The 16,639-nt window shown below is 37.8% G+C and carries 18 protein-coding genes; 14 read left to right on the top strand and 4 right to left on the bottom strand.

What is annotated here, in order from left to right:
• Window positions 1-31 precede the first annotated feature (31 nt).
• The 6 genes from A6749_RS00495 to A6749_RS28260 all read left to right on the top strand — a co-directional run bounded on the left by A6749_RS00495 (window position 32) and on the right by A6749_RS28260 (window position 7,948).
• Window positions 32-1,408, top strand: coding sequence for a purine-cytosine permease family protein (locus A6749_RS00495; protein ID WP_066383409.1), 1,377 nt, complete (start codon window positions 32-34; stop codon window positions 1,406-1,408).
• A 102-nt stretch (window positions 1,409-1,510) separates the two neighbouring features.
• Entirely contained in the window at window positions 1,511-2,941 is a 1,431-nt protein-coding gene (locus A6749_RS00490) for an APC family permease (protein ID WP_161487100.1), read from the top strand.
• Between the two features lie 245 nt (window positions 2,942-3,186).
• Window positions 3,187-4,563 carry an aminotransferase family protein gene (locus tag A6749_RS00485; RefSeq protein WP_066383406.1) on the top strand — a complete coding sequence of 459 codons (1,377 nt, stop codon included), beginning with the start codon at window positions 3,187-3,189 and terminating at the stop codon, window positions 4,561-4,563.
• Between the two features lie 298 nt (window positions 4,564-4,861).
• Window positions 4,862-6,214 (top strand): S8 family serine peptidase, encoded by a 1,353-nt coding sequence (locus tag A6749_RS00480; RefSeq protein ID WP_066383405.1) that lies wholly within the window; start codon window positions 4,862-4,864, stop codon window positions 6,212-6,214.
• Between the two features lie 259 nt (window positions 6,215-6,473).
• Window positions 6,474-7,622, top strand: a complete 1,149-nt coding sequence (locus tag A6749_RS00475; protein ID WP_066383403.1) for a DUF3800 domain-containing protein — start codon at window positions 6,474-6,476, stop codon at window positions 7,620-7,622.
• A gap of 152 nt (window positions 7,623-7,774) precedes the next feature.
• Entirely contained in the window at window positions 7,775-7,948 is a 174-nt protein-coding gene (locus A6749_RS28260) for a hypothetical protein (RefSeq protein WP_161487099.1), read from the top strand.
• 69 nt (window positions 7,949-8,017) lie between these two features.
• Here A6749_RS28260 and A6749_RS00470 read toward each other — a convergent pair whose 3' ends face one another.
• Complete coding sequence (locus tag A6749_RS00470; RefSeq protein ID WP_066383401.1) at window positions 8,018-8,728, bottom strand: DUF421 domain-containing protein; 711 nt, start codon at window positions 8,726-8,728, stop codon at window positions 8,018-8,020.
• Window positions 8,729-9,023: 295 nt separating this feature from the next.
• Here A6749_RS00470 and purU point away from each other — a divergent pair, with 295 nt between their 5' ends.
• Both purU and A6749_RS00460 read left to right on the top strand, forming a co-directional pair.
• Window positions 9,024-9,923 carry a formyltetrahydrofolate deformylase gene (gene purU, locus A6749_RS00465; protein WP_066383397.1) on the top strand — a complete coding sequence of 300 codons (900 nt, stop codon included), beginning with the start codon at window positions 9,024-9,026 and terminating at the stop codon, window positions 9,921-9,923.
• 130 nt (window positions 9,924-10,053) lie between these two features.
• Window positions 10,054-10,830: an arylamine N-acetyltransferase family protein gene (locus tag A6749_RS00460; protein WP_066383394.1), complete on the top strand. Its 777-nt coding sequence runs from the start codon at window positions 10,054-10,056 to the stop codon at window positions 10,828-10,830.
• A gap of 68 nt (window positions 10,831-10,898) precedes the next feature.
• Here the strand turns inward: A6749_RS00460 and A6749_RS00455 are convergent, their stop codons facing one another.
• Window positions 10,899-11,153 carry an HPr family phosphocarrier protein gene (locus tag A6749_RS00455; RefSeq protein ID WP_066383391.1) on the bottom strand — a complete coding sequence of 85 codons (255 nt, stop codon included), beginning with the start codon at window positions 11,151-11,153 and terminating at the stop codon, window positions 10,899-10,901.
• Window positions 11,154-11,507: 354 nt separating this feature from the next.
• Here A6749_RS00455 and A6749_RS28255 point away from each other — a divergent pair, with 354 nt between their 5' ends.
• Window positions 11,508-11,648 carry a hypothetical protein gene (locus A6749_RS28255; protein ID WP_161487098.1) on the top strand — a complete coding sequence of 47 codons (141 nt, stop codon included), beginning with the start codon at window positions 11,508-11,510 and terminating at the stop codon, window positions 11,646-11,648.
• A 123-nt stretch (window positions 11,649-11,771) separates the two neighbouring features.
• Window positions 11,772-12,059, top strand: a complete 288-nt coding sequence (locus tag A6749_RS00450; RefSeq protein WP_066383389.1) for a putative quinol monooxygenase — start codon at window positions 11,772-11,774, stop codon at window positions 12,057-12,059.
• 42 nt (window positions 12,060-12,101) lie between these two features.
• Here A6749_RS00450 and A6749_RS00445 read toward each other — a convergent pair whose 3' ends face one another.
• Entirely contained in the window at window positions 12,102-12,569 is a 468-nt protein-coding gene (locus A6749_RS00445; protein ID WP_066383388.1) for a low molecular weight protein-tyrosine-phosphatase, read from the bottom strand.
• Between the two features lie 165 nt (window positions 12,570-12,734).
• Between A6749_RS00445 and A6749_RS00440 the strand changes: the two genes are divergently transcribed.
• Together A6749_RS00440 and A6749_RS00435 are read left to right on the top strand one after the other, a co-directional pair.
• Complete coding sequence (locus A6749_RS00440) at window positions 12,735-13,457, top strand: potassium channel family protein (RefSeq protein WP_066383386.1); 723 nt, start codon at window positions 12,735-12,737, stop codon at window positions 13,455-13,457.
• A 214-nt stretch (window positions 13,458-13,671) separates the two neighbouring features.
• On the top strand, window positions 13,672-13,854 hold the full coding sequence (locus A6749_RS00435) for a Fur-regulated basic protein FbpA (protein ID WP_066383378.1): 183 nt from the start codon (window positions 13,672-13,674) through the stop codon (window positions 13,852-13,854).
• Between the two features lie 137 nt (window positions 13,855-13,991).
• Here the strand turns inward: A6749_RS00435 and A6749_RS00430 are convergent, their stop codons facing one another.
• Complete coding sequence (locus tag A6749_RS00430; RefSeq protein WP_066383367.1) at window positions 13,992-14,363, bottom strand: winged helix-turn-helix transcriptional regulator; 372 nt, start codon at window positions 14,361-14,363, stop codon at window positions 13,992-13,994.
• Between the two features lie 202 nt (window positions 14,364-14,565).
• On the opposite strand from A6749_RS00430, the gene A6749_RS00425 reads away from it, so the two are divergent.
• Window positions 14,566-15,759, top strand: coding sequence for an MFS transporter (locus A6749_RS00425; RefSeq protein WP_066383359.1), 1,194 nt, complete (start codon window positions 14,566-14,568; stop codon window positions 15,757-15,759).
• A gap of 22 nt (window positions 15,760-15,781) precedes the next feature.
• On the top strand, window positions 15,782-16,624 hold the full coding sequence (locus tag A6749_RS00420) for an aldo/keto reductase (protein WP_169809871.1): 843 nt from the start codon (window positions 15,782-15,784) through the stop codon (window positions 16,622-16,624).
• Window positions 16,625-16,639: the final 15 nt, after the last annotated feature.

The raw sequence follows: 16,639 nt of genomic DNA, 5'->3' as shown, positions 1-16,639 counted from the left end.
AAAAATATAAAAATGAAAAGGAAGTGATAGAATGGCTGATCAACATTCAAATTCTATTGAACAAAAAAGTTACGAATTTATCCCATTAGAAGAGCGAAGAGGTAAACCAAAGGAATTATTCTTCACTTGGTATGCTGCCAATACTGTTTCTACCACATTAGTTACGGGAGCATTAGCTATTGTTATTGGATTGAATTTTTGGTGGGCAGCGTTATCCATTATTCTTGGCCATGCGTTAGGTGCCATTGTCATGGCCCTCCATTCTGCACAAGGTCCAAAACTTGGTATACCGCAAGTGATGCAAAGCAGAGCGCAGTTTGGATATTTTGGTGTCATCTTACCGATGTTAATCGTCTTTATTATGTATATGGGATACGGAGCAAGTAATACCGTGTTAGTTGGTCAGGGGATTAATGAAACATTGGGAATTAATATTAATGGAACAGTACTCTTCAGCCTCATACCGATGGTGTTATTGGCAATTTATGGGCAGGGTCTTATCCAGAAATCAATGAAAATATACACAATTGTTTACACGATTATTTTTATTATTTTAACGTTCCTTGTCCTTGGCAATATTTCGATGGAAATGCTAAATCGCGGAGGGTTTTCCTTTAGCCAATTTATACTTGCCACCTCGATTTCAATAACGTGGCAAATCACTTATGGTCCCTACGTGTCAGACCATTCAAGATATATGCATCCAAAGGAGTCTAAAAAAACATTTGTTTACAGCTATTTAGGGAGTTTTCTTAGCTCTACTTGGCTGATGCTGTTAGGTGCAGCCGTTGCAACGATGGTGATTGATGGTAATGTGATGGGACAAATAAAGGAATTAGGCGGTGGTATGGGAACTGTTATTGTCATTTTGTTATCTTTAGGATTGATTGTAATCAACTCGTTAAATATTTATGGGGCAGGGATCATCCTCTTATCTATAGCAAGTAATTTCGTTAAATTCACTACAACTATCAAAATACGTGTTCTAGCTTCTCTTCTGGTCGGGTGTCTTTTAGCATTGGCGGCCACGGTTGGGGCTGGTAATTTTATGGGCTATTTTCAGCTTTATCTAGGATTTATCCTTTTCTTTATTGTCCCATGGAGTGTTATTAACTTAACCGATTTTTACCTCCTTAAACGGCAAGATTATAAGCCTGATGATTTTGTCGAGAAAAATGGTGTTTTTGGTAAATTACGCCTTAGCTCTATTATCATTTATCTTATTACAGTCATTAGTCAAATTCCTTTTACCAATACGGGAATCTACCAAGGCCCTATTTCTAAAATGATGGATGGGTTAGATATTGCATGGGTAGTAGGAATTGTTCTTTCCCTAAGCATGTATTTAGGCTATGAAAAAATGAAGAAAAGAACCTATATTACTTCGACTAGTGAGAGAACTGTTTAAGATGATCATTCATTTTAAACTTATTTGTGATAATCGATTTCTTTAAATTGATACCCTGTTGTGTATTATCAACCTATTTCAAATGAAGGGGGAATTATGCTATTGAGTAAGCAATTAATCAGGTCATTAGGATTATGGGGGGCAGTGGCAACAGCTGTCGGAATTGTCGTAAGCTCTAGTGCATTAGTATCATTAGGGCAGGGATTTGGTATTGGAGGTAAAGGTTTCATCATTGCCATGCTATTTGCCTTATTCCTCAATCTATGTGTTGCGTTTTCTTTTTCTGAATTGTCAGGAATTATTCCTCGGGCAGGAGGAATTAATCATTTTACACTGCCAGCAATGGGGCCGTTTGTTGGAATGGTTGCCGTCATAAGCGGTTATGTTCTGGTTACTATTTTTGCAGGAAGTGCGGAAGCGGCTATTTCAGGATTTATTGTTACAGAGGTCTTTTCTGTAAAAATTAATCCAGTATTGGTATCCATTGTGGTTGTTTTATTTCTAGGTATTAGTAACTTATTTGGTGTTAAGGTTTTCAGTTGGACGCAGACAATATTAACTACCCTATTAATAGGATCCACCGTTACACTCGGGATTATTGGGTTAACAGGAAATGCCACAGGGACCCCTGTGACAAATACACTAGATTTTAATCCAATGGGATGGGGTGTGTTAAGTTTAACTGCTTTAGCCTTTTGGCTCTTCGTAGGGGTAGAGTTTGTTACGCCGCTGGCTGAGGAAATTAAGAAACCGAAAATCTATATCCCCTTATCCATGATCTTAGGTTTGGTCATCATTTTCATTGCTGACCTCATCTTTGGATTCGCTTCAATCAAGTACGCTCCACTAGAAGGTTTGGCAGAATCTGCCTCACCACATGTTGATGCAGCTAAAGCCATGTTAGGTGACACAGGACTTATTTGGATGGGAATTGTCACAATCCTTGCGACATCTAGTACGTTAAACACTCTTATTAGCTCCATTTCAAGGATGCTTTACGCAATGGCATTAGAAGGTCAAATGCCGAAAGTTTTTAGTAAGTTAAATCGCTGGGGTATTCCTTGGGTTGCGATTCTCTTCATGTCTTTACTGTTTGTGTTCTTCTTACTGATTGGAATAACGAATAGTTCGTCGATTACCACATTTATTTTGGCCGGATGTCTGTGTTGGATGGTTGCCTATATCATTGCCCATTTAAATGTGATCATTTTACGACTTAAATATCCGAATATAAAAAGAGGGTTCAAATCACCGTTCGGTTTCACCTTCCAAATAATTGGTATAATCGGGATGCTATATGTAATCTTTAATATTTTCCCGGACCCAACCATTAAAATGAACATTTACACCTATACAATAATATTTTTAACTTTAACAGTAGTTTATTCTTTTTGTTGGGTAAAGTTTGTTATGAAAAAAAGGATCTTTGAAACAACACCGATTGAAGTATTGACCAGCCATACCGAAGAGGAGGAGGGAGAGTCAGAACAATTAAATAGTCCAATTAATGAGGGAAAAGGGGTGAATATATAAAACTCTGATTATAATTTTTAGAATATATTAAATATTTATAATTGACAAACTTATACATTGTAGGTATATTACATTTAAGGAATACTTAGGGATTCAATCCTTTAATCGGATTAGGAGATTGATGTTTAAAACTCACACATAAATCTATGCTTATCTAGTCCCATTTACGTAGAGTGCTATCAAATAAAGAACAAACTTGAAGGGTTGGATCTCTGCTTTAAAAAATTTTTAGGAGGCTTTATTCTATGACAATCTCTCAAGCTTTACCCGAAATTCAAGAACTTATCGAGTTGGATAAGAAGCACTACTTACACCCGACGACTGTTCCTAAGTTATTTCAGGAAAAAGGACCGAAAATTATTTTTCAAGAGGGTAAAGGTATTCGGGTAACAGATGTAAAAGGGGACACGTATATAGATGGTGTTTCAATGCTTTGGAATGTAAATTTAGGACATGGAAATCAAGAACTAGCCAAAGCGGCATATGATCAGCTAAGCACCATCGCTTATAGTTCTTCATTTTATAGCTATTCGAACCCAAATGCAGTCCGGTTGGCCCAAAAGGTCGTCTCCGTTGCTCCTGGTGATTTAAGTGCTATTTTCTATACTTCTGGCGGATCGGAATCCAATGATACAGCCTTTAAACTAGCAAGATTCTATTGGAATTTAAAAGGCCGCAAAGCGAAGAAAAAAATTATCTCTATTACCCGGAGTTATCACGGGGCAACTGTTTCTGCAGGATCCGCTACTGGAATTGAAGCCTTCCATAATTTTGCTGGCTCTAGGGATATTGACATTATTAATGCAAGAGGCCATGTTACGAATTGTGAGTTAGGCGATAAAACGGATTCAAACTATGAAGGCTGTATTCGAGATACGATTGAAAAAGTGGGTGCAGAGAATATTGCTGCAGTTATTTTAGAGCCAATTCAAGGTGCGGGCGGTGTCCATGTTTCCCCTGATGGTTACTTAAAAGCAGTCAAAGAACTATGTAAAGCAAATGAAATCTTGCTGATTGCTGATGAAGTTATTTGCGGATTTGGCCGTACAGGTAAGTGGTTTGGTGTTGATAACTGGGACGTTGTTCCAGATATCATGAGTGTGGCTAAAGGAATTACCAGCGGTTATGCCCAGCTCGGCGGGGTCATGGTTAATAAAGAAATTAGGGATACTTTAAATGAGCATGATCAGATTCTCGGTCACGGTTTTACGTATAGTGGTCACCCGACGGCGTGTGCTGTAGCTTTGAAAAACTTGGAAATTATTGAACGAGATAACCTGATTGAGAACGCGAAAAATATGGAATTGGTTCTTAAGAATGGTTTTGAATACTTAGCTAATAAACATAAGCATTTTACAAAGCCAAGAGCAATTGGATTGCTGGCAGGTTTTGATCTACAGGCAGATCCTGATACGGATACACCATTCGAACAATCTATTCGGGCCGCGTCGTTTGTTGTTGAACATTGCTTTAATAATAAATTAATTTTGAGAGCTGCTGATTTTGAAGAGGGTAAGAATATCGTAGCAATTGCTCCGCCTCTCATTATTAATAAAGAAGAAGTGGAAGAAATTATCAGCATTGTTGACGATGCATTAACTGCATTTGAGAAAACTCTTTAATGATATTAAATATTGAACATGTTTAGGGTGTCAGGCACCATGTGAAAATTTCACATGGTGCCGACATCTTTCTTTGTTTTTTGAGATATAAGAATCATAGTTTCGACAAAGTTCGATTGGATTCGGTCTTCATCAACAAGGGAAAGTAATCTTTGTTAATTAATTATTTTCAATAAAATGTATTCTTGTAATTCTAAAGTCGGATAACGTGTTTGGATCGTGTCGAAAGAAAACTCTCGTCCATCCAGTGATTTCAAATATAATCAAATTTAGGAAATAGATAAAGGAGGTCTTCTAGATGAAGATGAAAAAAGCATTTTTTGCAGGTGCGCTTAGTTTAACATTAGGTGCTTCCACATTTTTTGCAAGCGGTTTCAGTGTAAGCCATGCACAATCACTTGAAAAGAAGTACATAGTCGTTTTTAAGGATGAAAGCAAGCTGCCGTCGGGTTACGAAGCATTGCTTACGAAAGCAGGCGGGAAAGTACAGCAAAAGCTTGATAAATTAGGGGCTGTTGAAGTTTCCTCAAACAATCCGAATTTCTTAAGCGAGGTAAGAAAATCCTCCTTGGTAGCTGAAGCTGGAGTAGAAAACAAAGTGTACGCGGAGACACCAGCGGTTGAAGCATCCGTTACATATGCTGAGGCAGCTCCAGTTAAGGCAGATCTATATGAACAATTCCAGTGGGATATAAAGCAAGTTACCAATAATGGGGAATCGTGGACATTACAGGGCGGTACTGGAAAGCCAGTATCAGGAGACGACATTGTAGTTGCGGTGATTGATACTGGTATTGACTACACTCATCCGGATTTAAAAGAGAATTATGCCTACGGAAAATCATTTGTTCCAGGTTACTCAGATCCTAAAGATGAAAACGGACACGGTACACACGTAGCAGGTTCGATTGCAGCAAAAGGCAGAACATTAGGGATTGGACCTGACCTTAAAGTGGCATCTTATCGTGTCTTCGGCCCTACGGGAAGCGCATCAACAGCAGATATTGCAGAAGCTTTAATGACAGCGGCAGATGATAATGTGGATGTCGTTAATATGTCGCTCGGAGGCTATGATTGGTTCCAAGACCCAGAATATGCCACAAAAGATGTTGTAGCCGACGTAAACATGTTTAATCGTGCCATACAATATGCGATCCAAAAAGGTGTGACTGTGGTTGGTTCTGCAGGGAATAACGCTGTGGATATTAGCAGCCCAGGAAAACTTTCCGGAGATGACAAAGGGGCTACACACAGGAGTCCAAGCAATCAGAATATGATTCGAGTTTCTGCTGGCGGCCAATTAAAGAATTTGGCATACTACTCAAACTATGGCGTAGGAAAAATTGATGTAATGGCTCCAGGTGGAGATTTAGGGCCAAACTATAATCCAGAAACAAAAGAAGGAAGAGATAACTCCTACCTTTGCTTGGCTACTGTCCCTGGAGGCTGGGGTTATAAAGCAGGTACATCCATGGCAGCACCAAAAGTAGCTGCTCTTGCCGGCGTCATTATCGCCCAACACGGTAAGGACAAACTAAAACCAGCACAAGTAAAAAGTATTATTCTCCAATCAGCTGAAGACATCTTCAATCCAGGCTATGACGAAAAATCCGGCAACGGACTAATCAACGCAATCAACGCATTGAAATAGGAATATCAAATCGGGTGTCAGGCACCATGTGAAAAATTCACATGTCTAGCTCCAGCGCTTAGCCCTGCGAGTCATAAGCCAATCCGTCCAAAAGGTTAAAAAGCAACCTTTAGGCCGGCGCGTCTTATGCTTGTCGGAGCTGATCAAAGCGCAGGAGCTTTTCTTGGTGCCTGACACCCTTTTTAGATAAAAGAAGGTTTCTTTAGATAGTGTGTTGAAATTGTATAGAAAGGATAATGTGTATATTGGGGGCGGGGCCATGGAAGAGATTCAGTATGCTTTTATCGATGAGTGTGGGGATTACCGGTTTGACTTTAGTCATCAGGGAATGTCAACGCATTTTATTATCGTTTCTATTCTAGTTAAGGATTCTAACTTAGAATTACTGGAAACGGAAATGCGAAAGATTCAATGTTTTCAAGGCAGTACAACATTCACAGATGAAGACCTTGTTCAAATTTTAACCGAACTTAAGGATTTACCTTTTAGCATTTATGCGTATGTGATTGATAAAAGAAAGATAAGAGAAGAGAGCGGTGTGATGCATTCAAAGCCGTTTATTCGGTACGTTAATCGCATGATTTATGAGGATCTCAATCGCAGTTTCGAGCAGCTGGACTTAGTCACAGACATACAAGATTCGAAACCATTTTTGCGAGAGTTTCACCAATATGTAAAAACGAACAGTATTCCAGATTTATTTAATTATTCTATATTCGGCTTCAATCAGACCAAATCGGACTTGCTTTTACAACTAGCTAACCTAGTGGCGGCGATCCTCGCAAAAGGGTATGACCGTGCCCATTTTTCTAATCAATATCGGACTTTATACAAATTAATAAAACATAAAATAGCCGCGATCAATTTATTACCTCAAGATTATACTCATTTTCTGTATGACTACAAATCAAATCATCAAGAATCCCAATACGAAGAAATCATTATCAAACAGGCAGTAACATTAACCTATAACTATATTGAAAAACATAAAAAGACTGAAGAAGACGATGAACGGCTGCGGATTGATTTTTTAAAGTTTCTTTTATTTAATTTGAAAGAAAATCCGGATGAATATGTTTATACACAAGAAATTCTCGACAACTTAAATGCCTTAAGGGATATAAAAATGAACCAGCATTATTTCCGCTCCAACATAGTATCCAAGCTCCGTGACAGCGGTGTCATTATTGCCAGCAGCTCTAAAGGGTACAAGCTGCCAGTTTGTTTAAATGATTTATATGATTTTGTCAATCGCTCCAGTTTAACAATTTATCCAATGATCCAACGGTTAGCAAAGTGCAGGGACCAGATCCTTGTTGCTACAAACAATGAAGTGGATATTTTGGAGGAAAAGGAATACGAATATTTGAAAAAGGTTATTGATATGAGCAAAATTGGGATTAAATAAATGAAAAGAATATGGAGGAAGTGCCAGGCACCATGGGATCTTTCCGAAGGTGGCTGGTCTTTTGTTTTTTCATAAAACGATCATATTAATAGGGATATTAGACAAGACTGGAGATGTTGATAAACTAATTATGACAACGAGGTGAGCGATTCATGAATGAACCCTTTGAATATCCCGACATTTTCTACAATGAAGTGATTTTCTATCTGGAAACCAAATGGAACCGCCGTCTAAATGACCACGAAAGGCATGTACTAATAGAAGGCTACCGTTTTGGAAGAATGATTGAGGCGGAAAATGAAATTCAAATAATGTTCGCAAAATGAAATCGGGTGTCAGGCACCATGTGAAATTTTCACATGGTGCCTGACACCCGATTGATGTCCAAAATTCTTTTATTCATTGTCAATGGGGGACGATATGTGATCTTTGTAATGGTCTATAAATAGATGTCCGGTAGAGGAAATGACGGCGTAGTGGACATCTGGTAACTCTAACCTTCTTTTGTTTAATTGATTCATCAGCCAGGCGTTTGAATATTGTGCATCCATGTTCTTTTCAATTATTTTTCCATTCATGATGAGTTCTTTTGGAAAGATGAAGTTTTCATTTTGAATAGCTGGATTTAAATCTAGTTTTGTGGCATTTTGATATTTCGTTTTTTTCATAACAGATAACTTTCCGCTTACTTCCAAGATGGCGAACTCAACTTCACTAATATCAAATATTCCTAATTCCCGCAGCTGCTGATTTAAATCATCAAGAGTATACCTTATTTTTTTCATGTTATCATCCAGGATCTTGCCGTTGTCGATGACTACGACGGGTTTACCGGATAACCATTTGCGAATAACCCGACTCTTGGATGAAATAAAAGAAAACAAAAAAAAGATTAAAACGAGAGTTAAAAAGGCGGCGAGCATCGGGAGGAATTTTAAATTGATATCAAATCCCATATTGGCAATAAATGAACCAATAATAATAGACAACGCAAAATTATAAAGGTTAATATGAGCGTTGAGTTGTTTTCCAAACCATGTGGAAAAAACCATTACAATGGAGATGGAGACAACTGTACGAACGACGGCATGGACAATCTCTTCCATTACTATTCATCCTCAAAATAAATTTAAAAAATTCCTTATATAATATGTGCATATTTCTAAGGATTTATTTGGAAATGTGGAAAATTTATAGACTTAATATGGAGGTGCCTGATAATAGAAGAAAATAAAAGGACGAGGGAATATAGTTGTTGAAAAATTTTTGAGTTCAGCTTGCCATTAGGTTAAAGCTTTAATGCATCGTAGTGCTAAAATTATTTTTAAGAAAATTCTTAACAAACCAAACAAATCTAATGTATAATTGTTTTCATTAAAAACGGGAAGGGAAATCGAGCAAATGAATTCATTTATAAAAGAGCAAGTTGAACAATTTAAGCTCCAAAATCAAAATCGTGGCCGTTTATTGGTCAGCTGTCCAGACCAGCCAGGGATTGTGTCGGCCATTTCGCAATTTTTATTTTCTCATAATGCCAATATTATTGAGTCAAGTCAGTACTCTACGAATCCAGAGGGCGGCGAATTTTTCATTCGGATTGAGTTTGAATGCCCATTTTTAAAGGATAAAGAAAACCAAATGGCAGAGGAGTTTACCGAGATTGCTGTGAAGTTTTCCATGGATTGGCGTTTAACACCTGTTTATAAGGTGAAAAAGACAGCAATATTCGTTTCAAAGGAGCTTCATTGTCTTCTCGAGCTTTTATGGGAATGGCAAAGCGGCGATTTAATGACCGACATCGCCTTAGTCATTAGTAATCATGAGGCAGCAAGGGATGTGGTAGAAGGATTGAATATTCCTTTCTATTATATTCCAGCAAATAAGGATATTCGGGAGCAGGTGGAGGAGCAGCAATTACAGCTTCTGAAAGAATACAACATTGATGTGATTGTTTTAGCCCGATATATGCAAATTTTAACGCCTAAATTTGTCGCTGCTAATTCCAAGAAGATTATCAATATTCACCATTCCTTCCTCCCGGCCTTTATCGGTGCGAGACCATATGAACGGGCTTACGACCGCGGCGTGAAATTAATTGGGGCGACCGCCCATTATGTGACAAATGATTTGGATGAGGGCCCGATTATTGAACAGGACATCGCCCGAGTGGATCACCGTTCAGATGTTGATGCACTAAAGAAAAAGGGACGGGCGATTGAGCGAAGCGTATTGGCGCGTGCTGTTAAATGGCATCTCGAAGACCGGATTATTGTCCATCAAAATAAAACGATTGTTTTTTAACTAAAATTGTTTGGTGCCGATTCCACTGTGCGTTAATACGCTTGGGAATTGGCCTTTTTGTTTGAAGATGGCGGTATTTCAAAGTACTATTATAATAGTCAATAAGTCATTAAAATTTGGAGGGTTCAGAATGAGTAAGTTAACCTCTTTATTTCATAAAAGAACTGGAATTCCAGAAAATGAAAAGATTACTTTTGAAAAATTAAACAAAGTACTTGAAAAAACAGCTACAAGTATTCCATTTGAAAATAGAGCGATTATTGACAATAACAAGCGTGAGGTTACGAAGGAGAACTTGACGGATAAAATTTTAGGGAAAAATCAGGGCGGTTTGTGCTATGAACTAAATCCGCTTCTCTACTATTATTTATTGGAAAATGATTTTAATGCTGCGTTAGTCACTGGTGTTGTTTTCAATCAAGCAAAAGGGGAGTATACGGCGGTCGGCAGAACTCATGTAGCGATTCTTTTAGACTACGAAGGGGAAAGGTATTTAATTGACACCGGGTTTGGTGCAAATTTACCGTTAAAACCTGTGCCTTTGTCGGGTGAAACAGTTTCTTCAAGTAACGGGGAATTTAGAATAAGAAAGGCGTACATCGAGCAGGGCGACTATGTGTTGCAAATGAAACTAAAACATAAAGATTCCGATTGGAGAACTGGCTATGCTTTTGATTCCAGAAAGCCTATGAAGGATTTTGCTAATTTGAATGAAATCCAGACGATCATCGCCGAACACCCGGAATCTTCCTTTAACAAACACCCATTAATAACCCGCCTAACAGAAAACGGAAACATTACCTTAACCGACTCCACCTTCACACAATGGAAAGACGGAATCGTAACAAAAGAACACATTGATCATGGGAGATTCAAGGAGTTGGCTAAACAACATTTTGGGATGTAAAACTATTTGAATGTCATTTTGGGTGTCAGGCACCATGTGAAAAATTCACATGGTGCCTGACACCTTTTTCAACTTTCTTCCAGATGGCGGATGATCTCCTTAAGAGCCTCTGTTTCGTCTTCGCCAGATGCTTCTATTGTAACTTCTGCCTGATTTGGTATTGCTAGTGATAAAATACCGAGTACTGATTTTACGTTAACCTTGCGCTCGTTGTAAATAAGGTAAATGTCTGCGTTAAATTGCGAAGCAGTTTGGACTAATTGATTGACGGGCTTCGCATACAACCCGGCTTTTTTATTGACTTTTACTGATTGTTGAATCATCTTGCTGTCCTCCTAGGTGAGTTATTCTCAATACACCCTTCTTATGTATGAAACTCGACCCTAAAAAATGCTTCATTTTTCCGGAAATGGGCTGTAATTATGAAACAAAAGATATCATTTTGACCCAGATACCTTATATAATCGAGGGATTGAAATAAAAGAGGTTGAGAACTTGTACAAAGCATATGATGATCTTCATCAAAGCGGTGAATGGAAGGATATTGTTTAATCGTCCTCCAGTAGATAAATTACAACCTTATCAGTTTAATTTGAGATTTTTTTAAAAAATATGCACATATTTGTGTTTTACGCATATAGTAACTTCTGTGTGAAGAATATTAGGAAGGAAGTATCATGATGAAAGACATTCAATTAATTTCGACTAAAACAAGCGAGTGCAAAGAAGTTGAAACCGGCTATAAGATTATTGAATTTAATGTATCGGATCCAACTGAAAGTTTGTATGCTGTCGTGACTCCTATTAAAAAACAATAATAGACTAGTACTAAAAATCACGGTGCTTGACCCCGTTTATCTAATAGATTAAAGTGAAGGGGAACAGGCACTTTATTACATATTAGAAGTTTTTCGTTTACTAGAAAAACGGAGGAGATATACATGATTAAAGTCGTTGCCAAAGCAAAGCTAAAACCGGAAGTCAATCCAGAAGATTATATCATGCTGGCGAGAGAACTTGTGGCCGAAACCCGTAAAGAAAAGGGCTGCATATCGTATGCTCTTCATGAGGATATTAACGATCCTACCATTTTTACTATGCTAGAGGAATGGGAGAATGAACAGGCATTGGAGCAGCATAATCAAACTGCTCACATGGTAAGAATTATACCCGAACTTAAGAAGCTTCGGGAAAGCGGCGAGCTCAATATTTACAGAGAAATCAAATAGATGGATAAAAATGCTGCAGCCCTTGAGCTGCAGCATTTTTTCTTACGATAAATCATGTTCCTTCTGTATTTTTCCAAGTAGTGCCTGACACCCTTCGGATACAAGGTCATATGTTTCCTGGAAGTCGCCGGTGTAATAAGGATCGGGAACGTCTTTGTGATGGTCAGTCAAATCAAGCAATCGGATGATTTTCGGGTGTTTTGGCTGGCCGGTGATGGTGGCGATGTTATTCGTGTTGCTTTCATCCATTCCGATAATGTAATCGAATTTTTCAAAGTCTTCTTTCGTTAATTGGCGGCCGGCAAGCCCCGCAGATGAAATGTTGTATTTTTTTAATATGGCGAGCGTTCCTTTGTGGGGAGGCGAACCAATATGCCATGAACTGGTGGCAGCGGAATCGACGGAAATTTTGTCCTCCAGCTTTTCCTTTTTTACTAAGTCGCGAAACAAAGCTTCAGCCATCGGCGAACGGCAAATGTTGCCGAGGCAGACGAATAAAACATTAATCATGTGGAAAACTCCTTTACATTCTTTACTATCTATCATAGTAGAAGATGGAAAAGGAATAAAGTGAAACGATTAATTAGGCATCTTCAATAGAAAATCTGCCCTTGTTATCGGCGAAGTTTTTCCTTTAAAATAGAAAGGGAAACTAGTAGTGTTAGAGGTGGTTGTTTGTCAAAACGGAAGATTGGTTTTATTTATGAATGTTTACTTGCAGGACTTATAATTTTTTCGATAGCTGCTGAATTGCCTGAGCGGGAGGATCTTGTACTGGGCTGGTTTGTTTGGGTGCTCTTTGCCGCTGATTATCTGATTCGGCTATTTATGAGTAAAAATAAATGGGAATTTGTTAAAAGTCATCCGATTGAGCTCCTTGCCCTGATCCCCGTTGATCAGCTGTTTAGAACACTCCGTTTAATCCGTTTGGTACGTCTTATTAGGCTTATCCTCGTCGTAAAAAGAAATAATTCCATATTAGATCTGTTGATTGAGAAATATCGCTTGGATAAATTATTTGTGACCGTCATTGCATTATTATTTATAACAGCGATTCCGATGAGCTGGATTGAACCAAGCTTTAAAAGTTATGGAGATGCTTTATGGTGGACAGTCGTGACCACTACCACTGTCGGCTATGGAGATTTAGCTCCTGAAACAGATGTTGGAAGAATCATTGCTAGTGTGCTAATGTTCGTTGGCATCGGGTTAATAGGGGTCGTAACAGGAACGGTAGCCTCATTCTTTTCAAACAAAACAGGAGACCTCCCCGAACAGCTCAAATACGTAAGAGACAAAATCGACGACTACCCATCCATCAGCGAACCCGAACTCCACGTCATGATCGAACAACTGAAGGCGTATCAGGAGGAACAAACTAAGGCAGGAGTAAAGTAAGTAAAAAATTGGGAGTTGGTGTCAGGCACCATGTGAAAAATTCACATAGTGCCTTTTTTCTTTGGAAGGGATTATATTTAGGTTAATTCATACTTTACATATAGGAATTATAAGTTTATAATAAAATTAATAAATAAACTAACCGGACTTTAAAGTTGATTATAAGCAAGTGGTAAAAGGAAAGAAACATATACAAGTTAGGGGAGTGTTTCTAATGAGAAATAGTGTTGAAAAAAGGAAGCAAAAGCTTATCAATAAATTAGTCTTTTTTAACGTATATGATAAAGAAGACAAACAGCTTTACGAAATGTCCCTTTCAAAATTAGAATACGAATATCGTAGATTTAAACTACAAAGCCATCCCCATGGCGAGTTTAGCTCTATTCAATGGATATAGGAATAATAAAAGGGTGTCAGGCACCTTGTGAAAAATTCACATGGTGCCTGACACCCTTTTTGTTTTTACGTTCTCAATAAGCAAAATCCTGGATAATAGGATTTTTGAATTAAATAGTATAATCTATTCAACGAATATTATTTCAAGTTATCATTTAAAACGCTTTTCTCTAATACAGCAAATTTATCACCATATACCTTGGTAATATGTTTTTCTCCCCATACACATAGTGAATTTAAGATACCCTCTAAGCTTTGTCCATATTCGCTGAGCTCATACTCCACTTTCGGAGGAATTTGATTATGAACAATACGATTAATGACCCCATCTTCTTCTAACTCACGTAATTGTTGGGTTAACATTTTTTGTGTAATGTTTGGCATCAGACGTTTCAATTCACTTGTACGCTTTTTTCCATGTGTCAGATGGCAAAGTATAACACATTTCCACTTTCCACCGATGACTTCTAATGTCGCTTCAACAGAAATATTGTATTTCTTTTTTTGCATTCTTTTACCCCTCTCTAGGAACTAAAAAGTACCTATAGCACTTTCTAGTTCCTATATTACTTTAAAGTGCGTACTTTTCTTTACGATCGATATATCTCATAATAACATCTGCCGGCCGATTCATACTATACTTTCTTTCGAAATTTATTATTTGCTGAAAAGAAAGTATCCATTTATATAACAGAAGAAAGGATGAGATAATATGGCATTAAGTAAAAAGCAAAGCACGTTAGCATTGCTTGCTTTAGCAGTTAGTGCTTTTGCAATCGGAACGACTGAATTCATCAGTGTCGGATTGCTGCCTCTAATTGCAAATGATTTAAGTATTCCAGTTACCACGGCAGGATTAACGGTATCTTTATATGCTTTAGGAGTAACGTTTGGAGCTCCTATTTTGACATCTTTGACATCGAGAATGTCACGTAAGACATTATTAATTTGGATTATGATTGTCTTTATTATTGGTAATACTCTTGCTGCAATCTCTACGACTATTGGGTTATTGCTAGTAGCACGTGTGATCTCGGCATTTTCACATGGGGTCTTCATGTCAATAGGATCGACAATAGCTGCCGATTTAGTTCCGGAAAATCGCAGAGCTAGTGCGATTTCAATTATGTTTACAGGTCTTACAGTAGCTACGGTAACTGGTGTTCCATTTGGAACCTTTATTGGACAACAGCTAGGTTGGAGAACAGCCTTTATTACCATTGTTATCATTGGTGTCATTGCCTTAATTGCAAATAGCATTCTTGTCCCATCTAATTTACGAAAAGGAGTAAAAACAACCTTTCGTGATCAGTTTAAGCTTGTGACAAATGGTCGGTTATTACTTTTATTTACTATTACAGCATTAGGATATGGCGGTACATTTGTCGTGTTTACCTTCTTATCACCATTGCTTCAAGACATCACTGGGTTTAAAGAAGGAACTGTGGCTGTTATTTTATTAGCTTACGGCATTGCGATTGTGATTGGAAATATGATTGGTGGAAAGCTATCGAATCAAAATCCAATTCGTGCATTGTTCTATATGTTTATTGTACAGGCAGTCGTCTTATTTATTTTGATGTTTACAGCACCATTTAAAGTTGCTGGATTAATAACGATTCTTTTGATGGGGCTGTTAGCATTTATGAATGTACCAGGCTTGCAAGTATATGTTGTGATGCTGGCAGAGCGCTTTGTTCCTAGTGCGGTGGATGTGGCATCGGCAATAAATATTGCAGCCTTTAATGCTGGGATTGCGATTGGATCCTATTTAGGCGGTCTTATTACAGATTCCATAGGTCTTATCCACACGTCTTGGATTGGAGCACTTATGGTTTTAGTGGCTGCAGTCTTAACTGGATTTAGCAGAGCTTTGGAACGAAAAGATCAAGTAAGTAAAATATAAAATTTTGGAGGTTTTAAAGATGATGGTAAAAAAATTACAAGATACAACAACTTTGCATAATGGTGTGAAAATGCCTTGGCTTGGAATTGGTGTTTTTAAAGTCGAAGAAGGTCCTGAATTAGTAAACGCAGTAAAAACAGCTATTAAACATTGCTATCGCAGTGTGGATACAGCAGCGATTTATGAGAATGAAGAAGGTGTTGGTATAGGAATCCAAGAAGGCTTAAAAGAAGCAGGTATTAAAAGAGAAGAACTATTTGTTACTTCAAAGGTGTGGAACTCAGATTTAGGGTATGAATCAACAATTGCGGCATATGAAACAAGTTTAAAGAAACTTGGCTTAGAGTATTTAGATTTATATTTGATTCATTGGCCGGTTGAAGGGAAATATAAAGATGCTTGGAGAGCATTAGAAACTCTTTATAAAGAAGGCCGAGTAAAAGCAATTGGTGTAAGTAATTTTCAAATTCATCATTTGGAAGACTTAATGAAGGCTGCTGAAATTAAGCCAATGGTAAATCAAGTAGAGCGGCATCCTCGATTAACTCAAAAAGAGCTGCAAGCATTCTGCAAAAACAACGGTATCCAGCTTGAAGCATGGTCACCATTAATGCAAGGTCAGTTGCTAGAAAATGAAATTTTACAGAAAATTGCGGACAATCATAATAAATCTGTCGCCCAAATTATTTTGCGTTGGGACTTGCAACACGGGGTTGTTATAATTCCGAAATCAACAAAAGAGCATCGAATTATTGAAAATGCAAATGTGTTTGATTTTGAATTGACGAAAGAGGAAATGCAAATCATTGATGACTTGAATCAGAATTATCGAGTTGGACCAGATCCAGACAATTTTGACTTCTAATAAAACGCAGAATGA

This window comes from Neobacillus mesonae (genome assembly GCF_001636315.1).
Lineage (GTDB): Bacteria > Bacillota > Bacilli > Bacillales > Cytobacillaceae > Neobacillus > Neobacillus mesonae.
Note: the sequence above shows the minus strand (reverse complement) of the source record. Positions and strands in the feature narration are given on the sequence as shown.